6 protein-coding genes and 2 pseudogenes are annotated in these 8,679 nt (G+C 68.2%); 5 read left to right on the top strand and 3 right to left on the bottom strand.

The features are described from left to right. Positions 1–237 precede the first annotated feature (237 nt). The gene (locus NS2_RS34080; protein WP_261772334.1) at positions 238–777 is read right to left on the bottom strand and encodes a VanZ family protein; all 540 of its coding nucleotides are present in this window, start codon (positions 775–777) and stop codon (positions 238–240) included. A 302-nt stretch (positions 778–1,079) separates the two neighbouring features. Between NS2_RS34080 and NS2_RS34085 the strand changes: the two genes are divergently transcribed. The 3 genes and pseudogenes from NS2_RS34085 (at position 1,080) to acs (ending at position 5,018) form a co-directional block, all read left to right on the top strand. Further along, positions 1,080–1,433: a DUF485 domain-containing protein gene (locus tag NS2_RS34085; RefSeq protein WP_033091431.1), complete on the top strand. Its 354-nt coding sequence runs from the start codon at positions 1,080–1,082 to the stop codon at positions 1,431–1,433. Next, positions 1,430–3,064: pseudogene (locus NS2_RS34090) on the top strand (monocarboxylic acid transporter). The gene NS2_RS34085 and the pseudogene NS2_RS34090 overlap by 4 nt, the downstream one beginning before the upstream one ends. Positions 3,065–3,108: 44 nt before the next feature. After that, a pseudogene (gene acs, locus NS2_RS34095) lies at positions 3,109–5,018 on the top strand (acetate--CoA ligase). A 7-nt stretch (positions 5,019–5,025) separates the two neighbouring features. Here the strand turns inward: acs and NS2_RS34100 are convergent. After that, positions 5,026–6,276 carry a serine hydrolase domain-containing protein gene (locus tag NS2_RS34100; protein ID WP_033091430.1) on the bottom strand — a complete coding sequence of 417 codons (1,251 nt, stop codon included), beginning with the start codon at positions 6,274–6,276 and terminating at the stop codon, positions 5,026–5,028. A gap of 139 nt (positions 6,277–6,415) precedes the next feature. On the opposite strand from NS2_RS34100, the gene NS2_RS34105 reads away from it, so the two are divergent. Next, positions 6,416–7,804, top strand: a complete 1,389-nt coding sequence (locus tag NS2_RS34105; protein WP_033091429.1) for an alpha/beta hydrolase family protein — start codon at positions 6,416–6,418, stop codon at positions 7,802–7,804. An 18-nt stretch (positions 7,805–7,822) separates the two neighbouring features. Beyond that, positions 7,823–8,476 (top strand): class I SAM-dependent methyltransferase, encoded by a 654-nt coding sequence (locus tag NS2_RS34110; protein ID WP_268931868.1) that lies wholly within the window; start codon positions 7,823–7,825, stop codon positions 8,474–8,476. Positions 8,477–8,479: 3 nt separating this feature from the next. Here the strand turns inward: NS2_RS34110 and NS2_RS34115 are convergent. Continuing rightward, positions 8,480–8,679: VOC family protein (locus NS2_RS34115; protein ID WP_507763483.1), on the bottom strand; the 200-nt coding region annotated here is incomplete at its 5' end.

Below are 8,679 nucleotides of genomic sequence, written 5' to 3' on the forward strand. Positions count from 1 at the left end.
CGACACTAGCCGCTGCTCAGCGGCGGCGAAAGCCTCTGCGGACGCGCCAAAAGGCGCCGGAGCCGGTGGCGCGTCGAACCCCTTGATCTCGTCGGCGCGTTGTTGCAGACGGTAGAGATCGTTCATCCTGCGCTGCCAGTCGGCCATTGATCAATGATGCATTAATGGCATTAACCAAGGGACGAGGGGAGTTCAGCTCCGGTCCCTGGTGTCACTTCGACCAGTTCAGAAACGCACTCATCTGCCGCTGACCGCGTCTCGGTCGGAGGCAATGCCCTGGGTCGGATCTTCGGGCAATGCCGACTCGGACCGGTCGGTAACGGCGCGCGATGCCCACCGAGGTCGGGAGAGCTGGCCCGCCAGGCATGCACCGGCCGTGTTGAGCAGCACGTCGTCGATGGATGAGTGGCGGCCGATGGCGAGGGCGAACTGTGCGGTTTCCACCGCGATCGACGCTGCTGCTCCCGCCAATAGGATGCGGTACGAGTGGGCGAACCAGGGGCGGCGCACCGGCAACAGGAAGCCGAGTGCGGCGAAGACCAATAGATTCCCGCCGAACTGCTCGATTGCCCGGTCTTCGGCCAGTTGCTCGGCCAGATCACGCAGCGGCACGAGATTCACCGAACGACCTGTTCCTGTCGGCGTGAGAATCATCCACAACCAGGGCGCGGTACCCGTCACCATCCCGACATCGCACAGCGCCGCACGCCACCCGACCCGCCCAGCCAGCCGCCACGCGACGAGACCGGCTACCGGTATCGCGGCGATCGCGGCCACCACGACCCGACCCCACGCCTCCCACGTCCCGTTCACACCGCCAGTATCACCCAAATCACCAGCGCCACAGACCTGACCGAAAGCCCGCCATCGGCCGACGGCGGTTCCCGGCCGTTGCCGGTTGAGCGCGATTTCGGTGTCGCGGCATGTTGGGTCGTTGACCGTTCGGCGCGGGGGAGGGACCGTTCGGCGCAGGAAGTGGGGGGTTGGGCGAGTGACCCAAGCCACATCATGTGTTGATCATGAAGTCCTGGCTAGCGTTCCGCGGCAAGTAAGCCCCGTCACACGCTAGGACCCTGACGATGAGCACCACCGAGCTCGGCGGCACCCCGCCGCCCGCCCCTACGGCGGCGGAATTCGCCGCCATGCAGGCCAGTCCGGAGTTCCAGGAACTCCGTACCCGCCTGCGCCGCTTCGCGTTTCCCATGACCGCCCTGTTCCTCACCTGGTACCTGAGCTACGTGCTGCTGGGCGCGTACGCCCATGACTTCATGGCGCACAAGGTGTTCGGGAACGTGAACACCGGCCTGCTGCTCGGGCTCGGGCAGTTCGTGTCGACCTTCGTGATCACCGGCCTCTACGTCCGGTTCGCCAACCGGGAGCTGGATCCGCGCGCCGCCGCGCTGCGCGCCGAGCTGGAGGGGGATCGGGCGTGAACACCCTGACCTACGCCGCGGCCGAGACCGTCGGCAAGCCCGCGGTCAATATCGCCATCTTCGCGCTGTTCGTGGCCGTCACCATGGTCGTGGTGGTGCGGGCCAGCCGCTCCAATGCCGGTGCGGCGGACTTCTTCACCGGCGGCCGCGGCTTTTCCGGCCCGCAGAACGGCATCGCCATCGCGGGCGATTAGCTTTCGGCCGCAAGCTTTCTCGGCATCGCGGGGGCCATCGCGGTGTACGGGTACGACGGGTTCCTGTACTCCATCGGCTTCCTGGTGGCGTGGCTGGTCGCGCTGCTGCTGGTCGCCGAAATGCTGCGCAACACCGGCAAATTCACCATGGCCGATGTGCTGAGCTTCCGGCTCCGGCAGGGTCCGGTGCGCACCGCCGCGGCGCTGTCCACCCTCGCGGTGTCGCTGTTCTACCTGCTGGCACAGATGGCAGGCGCGGGCGGGCTGGTGGCGCTGCTGCTCGATATCAAGAGCCGCACCGGGCAGTCGGTGGTGATCGCGGTCGTCGGCATTCTCATGATCGTCTACGTGCTGGTGGGCGGCATGAAGGGCACCACCTGGGTGCAGATCATCAAGGCGGTGCTGCTCATCGCGGGCGCGGCCCTCATGACCGTCATGGTGCTGGGCAAGTTCGGATTCCACTTCTCCGACATCCTCGGCTCGGCGCAGCAGCACGTGTCGGAGTCGACCGCCAAGGCCGTGGCCAAGCGGGATGTGCTGGCCCCGGGCGCGCAGTACGGCGCGACCGGCACCTCCAAGCTGAACTTCGTCTCCCTGGGCCTGGCCCTGGTGCTGGGCACGGCCGGTCTGCCGCACGTGCTCATGCGCTTCTACACCGTGCCCACCGCGAAAGAGGCGCGCCGCTCGGTGGTCTGGGCGATCGGCCTGATCGGCGCGTTCTACCTGTTCACGCTGGTGCTCGGCTACGGCGCGGCCGCCATCGTGGGCCCGGACAAGATCCTGGCCGCGGCCGGCGGCCAGAATTCGGCCGCCCCGCTGCTGGCGTTCGAGCTCGGCGGGGTGGTGCTGCTGGCCATCATCTCCGCGGTCGCCTTCGCCACCATCCTGGCGGTGGTCGCGGGTCTGACCATCACCGCCTCGGCGTCCTTCGCGCACGACATCTACGCCGGAGTCATCAAGCGCGGCAAGGTGAGTGACAGCGAGCAGGTGCGGGTCTCGCGCATCACCGCGCTGGTGGTGGGCCTGCTGGCCATCGGCCTGGGGATCCTGGCCAACGGCCAGAACATCGCGTTCCTGGTGGCGCTGGCGTTCGCGGTGGCGGCCTCGGCGAACCTGCCGACCATCCTGTACTCGCTGTTCTGGAAGCGGTTCAACACCACCGGCGCGCTGTGGAGCATGTACGGCGGCCTGATCTCCACCATCGTGCTGATCGTCTTCTCCCCCGCCGTGTCCGGTTCCAAGACGGCCATGCTGCCGAAACTGGACTTCGACTGGTTCCCGCTGTCCAACCCGGGCATCGTCTCCATCCCGCTCGCCTTCGTGCTCGGCATTGTCGGCACCTTCGTGGGCAAGAGCGACGAGGACCCGGCCAAGGCCGCCGAAATGGAGGTGCGCGCCCTGACCGGCGTCGGAGCCGAGAAGGCGATCGCGCACTGACCCGCCCCGGGGCGGGGACCGCGCGGCCCGCCCCGGGGAACGGCATTGTCCCCCACCATCATTCGACAGGAGCAAGCGCAGTGACCGATACGAGTAGCGCGCTGTACGACCGGGCAGCGGCGGATCGGGAGGGATTCTGGGCCGAGCAGGCGAACCGCCTGCACTGGCACCGGCCCTTCACCCGGGTCCTCGACTGGGATGACGCCCCCTTCGCCGAGTGGTTCGCCGACGGCAAGCTGAACGTCGCCTACAACTGCGTGGACCGGCACGTGCTCGACGGGCACGGCGAGCGGGTCGCCATCCACTGGGAGGGCGAGCCCGGCGACAGCCGCGATCTCACCTATGCCGAACTGCTGGCCGAAGTGTCCAGGGCGGCGAACACTTTCACCGGTCTCGGCCTGACCGCCGGTGACCGGGTGGCCATCTACATGCCGATGGTCCCGGAGGCCATCGTCGCGATGCTGGCGTGCGCGCGGCTCGGGCTGGTGCACTCGGTGGTGTTCGCGGGGTTCTCGGCGAGCGCGCTGCGGCAGCGGGTCGACGACGCCGGAGCGCGGCTGGTGATCACCACCGATGGGCAGTGGCGGCGGGGTTCGGCCGCGCCGCTGAAGCCGGCGGTGGACGAGGCACTCGCGGAAGGCGATTCGACCGTCGAGCACGTGATCGTGGTGCGCCGCACCGGAATCGACACCCCGATGGTTTCCGGCCGCGACCTGTGGTGGCACGAGACCGTCTCCCTGGCCTCCCCCGAGCACGAGGCACAGCCCTTCGACGCCGAGCACCCGCTGTTCATCCTCTACACCTCCGGCACCACCGGGAAACCCAAGGGCATCCTGCACACGTCCGGTGGTTACCTCACCCAGGCGGCCTATACCCACAATGTCGTCTTCGACCATCGACCGGGTCAGGACGTGTACTGGTGCACCGCCGACATCGGCTGGGTGACCGGGCACAGCTACATCGTGTACGGCCCGCTGGCCAATGGAGCCACCGAAGTCGTCTACGAGGGCACCCCAACTTCCCCGACGAACACCGCCACTGGCAGATCATCGAAAAGTACGGCGTCACCATCTATTACACGGCGCCGACGCTGGTCCGCACCTTCATGAAGTGGGGCCGCGAGATTCCGGAGGCGCACGACCTGTCGAGCCTGCGGCTGCTGGGTTCGGTCGGCGAGCCGATCAACCCGGAAGCCTGGCGCTGGTACCGGGATGTGTTGGGCGGCAACAAGACTCCCATCGTGGATACCTGGTGGCAGACCGAGACCGGCGCCATCATGATCTCCCCGTTGCCCGGCGTCACCGCGGCCAAGCCGGGCGCGGCCATGACCCCGATACCCGGCATCTCGGCGAAAATCGTCGACGAGGACGGCGCCGATCTCGGCGACCGCGATGCCAACGGCCTGCTGGTGCTCACCGAGCCCTGGCCGTCCATGGCCCGCGGCATCTGGGGCGACCCGCAGCGCTTCCGCGAGACCTACTGGGACCGATTCGCCTCCACCGGCTGGTATTTCGCCGGTGACGGCGCGCGTTTCGACGCCGACGGCGACCTGTGGATCCTGGGCCGGGTCGACGATGTCATGAACGTGTCGGGCCACCGCATCTCCACCGCCGAGGTGGAGTCCGCGCTGGTCGGCCACTCCGGCGTGGCCGAGGCCGCGGTGGTCGGCGCGGCGGACGAGACCACCGGGCAGGGCATTGTCGCCTTCGTCATCCTGACCGCCGACACCACCGACACCGGAACCGATCTGGTGCGCGAGCTGAAGGCCGAGGTCGCCCGCGAGATCAGCCCGATCGCGCGCCCGCGCGACATCCACGTGGTCCCGGAGCTGCCCAAGACCCGCTCGGGCAAGATCATGCGCCGCCTGCTGCGCGATGTGGCCGAAGGACGCGACCCCGGCGACACCTCGACGCTGGTGGATCCCGGCGTCCTGGCCGCGATCGCCCGACGCTGAATCCGTCTCAGGCGGCGGCGGGTTCGACACGGGTAGTGGTGCGGCGCGCCGCATTGGCGCCCCGCACCACCAGCGGCAGCACCCATGCCGACGCGATTTGGTCCAGGCTCGCCGCCCCGATGCCGAGGCGGTTGTGCACGAATCCGACCGAAAGTCCCCGTCGCGGATCGGCCCAGCCGAACGATCCGCCCAGCCCGATGTGCCCGAAGCCCGCGCGGGCGCCCGGAACCGGCAGGGAGTGATAACCCATGTGCCACATCATCGGGATGTAGAATAGCGCGTGGTCGAGGCGATAGGTCTCGACCCGCCGCATGGCCTTCACGGTCTGCGGCGACAGGTAGCGGCGGCCCTGGTGCATACCCTCGTTGGCGAGCGCGCCGTAGACCGTGGCCAGGCCGTCGGCGGTGCAGACGCCGTTGCCCGCGCCGAGTTCGGTGCGCAGGATGGGCGGTTCGTCGCCTTCCAGCAGCTGGTCCAGTCCGGGCAGGAACAAGGCGCGGGCCGCGGCCCCCAGCGCACCGGGCAGCGAGTAGGCGCGGCCCAGCACCAGCGAGACGTAATCGGTGCCGACCATCGACAGCTTGTTGCCCGCCATGACGGCGGCGCTCGTGGGTGAACCGGCCGGCGGCATGCCCAGGTGGATGCCCTCCGCGCCCAGCGGCTCGGCGATCTCGGTGCGGAACAGCTCCGCCATGCCGCGCCCGGTGACCGCCCGCGCCAGGCCCGCCAGCAGCCAGCCGAAGGTCAGCGCGTGATAGGTCGGCATGCCCAGCAGATGATCGGGTTTCGCCGCCGCCAGCTGGTCCTCCATCATGCGGTGGTCGAGCACGTCGTCGAGCCCGCGCGCGATGGCGGGCAGGCCGTACAGCCCGGCCCGGTGCGACAGCACCTCCCGCACCGTGATCCGCTCCTTGCCATTGGCCGCGAATTCGGGCCAGTAGTAGGCGATCGGCGCGTCGTAGTCGATGAGCCCGCGGTCGGCGAGCCGGTGAATGACCGTGGCCGCAAGGCCTTTGGTGGCGGAGAAGATCACCGAGCCGGTGTCGGGGGTCCAGTTTCGTCCCGGGGCGGCCTCGCCGGTGCAGATCTCGACCAGCGGTTCCCCGCGCAGATGCACGGTGAGCGCACCGCCCGCACCCGGGTGACCGCCGATCATCCGCGCGAAAGTGCGCACCAACGGACCGAATTCGGCGCTCGCGTAGCCGCTCACGGAGGCGGGCAGGTCCACGAACCCGGTGGGAGAAGCGTCATTGCTCACCTCTTACACGGTACGAGGGGTGGGTCGCACCGGGCAATGACCGGGCCGGGACAGTTATTGGCATTGGCCCAGTGGTTATTTCGAGTGTCCGGTTCGGGATGGGGTCGTTACCGCGCGTGGGGTGCGTAGGCTGAGGATCATGCGTACGCTGCGGTCGGTCCTGCTGGCTGTCTTGGCGGTCGTCGCCCTGGTCACGGGGTGTTCGACGAAACCGGAGGTCGCGCCCGCGCCCGCGCGCGTCACTGGGGACTTCCACGGCGATCTCGGGATTCCGGATCATCCCCTGGCGGTGGGGGTCACCTTCACCGACGGCAAGGCCACCATCGACATTCCGGCGCAGGGCGTTGTCGAGAAGCCCCTCGCCGATGTGAAGACCGATCCCGACGCGATCTCCTGGACCCTGCCCAAGACTCCGGGAAATCCCTCGTACCAGGGCAAATACGATAAGGCCTCGGACAGCATCAAGGGGCAGTTCACCCAGTCCGGGCAGACCTATCCGCTCGATCTGACCCGCGGCAAGGTGGAGGGACCGCCCCGGCCGCAGGAGCCGAAGCCGCCGTTCCCGTACAAGTCCGAGGATGTCGCCTACCGCAGCGGCGACATCACCATCGCCGGAACGCTGACCGAGCCCAGCGGCGGCGGGCCGTTCCCGACCGTGGTGCTCGTCAATGGCAGCGGGCCCAATGACCGCAATGAGGAGATCCTGGGCCACAAGCCGTTCCTGCTGCTCGCCGATACGCTGACCCGCGCCGGGTACGCGGTGCTGCGCACCGACAAGCGCGGCGTCGGCAAGACCGGCGGCAACCTGGACACCTCCAGCTACCAGGATCTGGCGAACGACATCGGCGCGGGAATGGCGTTCCTGCACGGTCGTTCCGAGATCGACGCCAAGCGGATCGGGCTGCTCGGCCACAGCGAGGGCGGATACCTGGGACCGCTCTACGCCTCGCGACCCGGCAGCGGCGTGGCCTTCGTGATCATGATGGCGGGCCCGGCGGTGCTCGGCGCGGACGTGCTGGTCCTGCAGGAGCGGTTGATCTACGCCGCGAACGGCGCGACGCCCGAGGAGATCGACAAGCAGGTCGCGTTCAGTTCGACCCTGACGACCCTGCTGCGCACGGGTGATCTGGAGGCCGCCAAGACCTATGTGCGCAAGCACAATGACGAACTGCCCGCCGAGCGGAAGATGTCCGACGACGAGATCGACGCGCTGGTGACTCCGTACATGGCCGCGCTGATCGGCTACGACCCGGCCCCGGCGCTGTCGGCGCTGCGGGTTCCGGTGCTGGCCTTCTACGGCAGCAAGGATCTCCAGGTGCCGCCGTCCCAGAGCGAGGGCCCGGCGCGCACCCTGCTCGCGGCCGACCCGGATGCCACCGTGTTCGTCTTCGACGGCCTCAACCACCTGATGCAACCCGCCGGAACCGGCAGCCCGGCCGAGTACTCCAAGATCGAGACCACCATCGACCCGCAGGTGCTGACCTATGTCACCGGCTGGCTGACCCAGCGGTTCCCGCCGACACACTGAACGCTCGAGCAGATTGGCCTGGCGCGCGGGCATCTCGGTTGGAAGAGTGGTGGCGTGGGAATTTACGAAGACCGGGTGCTGCCGCGGCTCGTGGACATGTGCTGCGGGACGAAATACCTCAATGCCGAGCGCAAGCGGGTCTGCGCGGGCCTGCACGGGCGGGTGCTCGAGATCGGCTTCGGCTCCGGGCGCAATGTGCCGTTCTATCCGGACACCGTGACATCGGTGAGCGTGGTCGAGCCCGCCGATCTGGGGTGGCGGATGGCGGCCGAGCGGGTGGCCGCGTCGGCGATTCCGGTGCAGCGGTCCGGGCTGGACGGTCAGCATCTGCCGTTCGCGGACAACAGTTTCGATTCGGCGCTGTCGACGTGGACACTGTGCACCATTCCCGATGTCGAGTCCGCGCTCGCCGAGGTGCGCCGAGTGCTGGTGCCCGGCGGCACTTTTCATTTCGTCGAGCACGGTCTCGCACCGGATCCGAGCGTGGTGAAGTGGCAGAACCGGTTGAATCCGATTCAGAAGGCGGTGGCCGGGGGCTGCCACCTCAACCGGGATATTCGCGGCCTGGTCGAATCCGCGGGGTTCGAGATCCGCGATATCGACCGCTATTACCAGCAGGACGGGCCCAAGCCTTGGAGCGCGCTCTCGCTGGGTACAGCGGTGGCCGCGTGAAAACTATTGGGGCCAGCCGCCGTACGGGACGGTGATCAGCTCCATGTAGTGGCCGACGGGATCGAGGAAGTAGATCCCCCGGCCGCCGTCATTGTGGTTGATCTGGTTGACACCCTGTTGCCGCGGGTCGGCCCAATAGGTGAGGCCGTACCGCTGAATCTTCTCGTAGGCGGCGTCGAATTCATCCTCGGACACTAGTGTCC

It is taken from the genome of Nocardia seriolae NBRC 15557 (assembly GCF_007990715.1).
GTDB classification, from domain to species: Bacteria; Actinomycetota; Actinomycetes; order Mycobacteriales; family Mycobacteriaceae; genus Nocardia; species Nocardia seriolae.

Excerpts from the sequence above, each read along its gene's own strand:
- NS2_RS34105 (WP_033091429.1), top strand. The coding sequence starts at position 6,416 with ATGCGTACGCTGCGGTCGGTCCTGCTGGCTGTCTTGGCGGTCGTCGCC.
- NS2_RS34085 (WP_033091431.1), top strand. The coding sequence starts at position 1,080 with ATGAGCACCACCGAGCTCGGCGGCACCCCGCCGCCCGCCCCTACGGCG.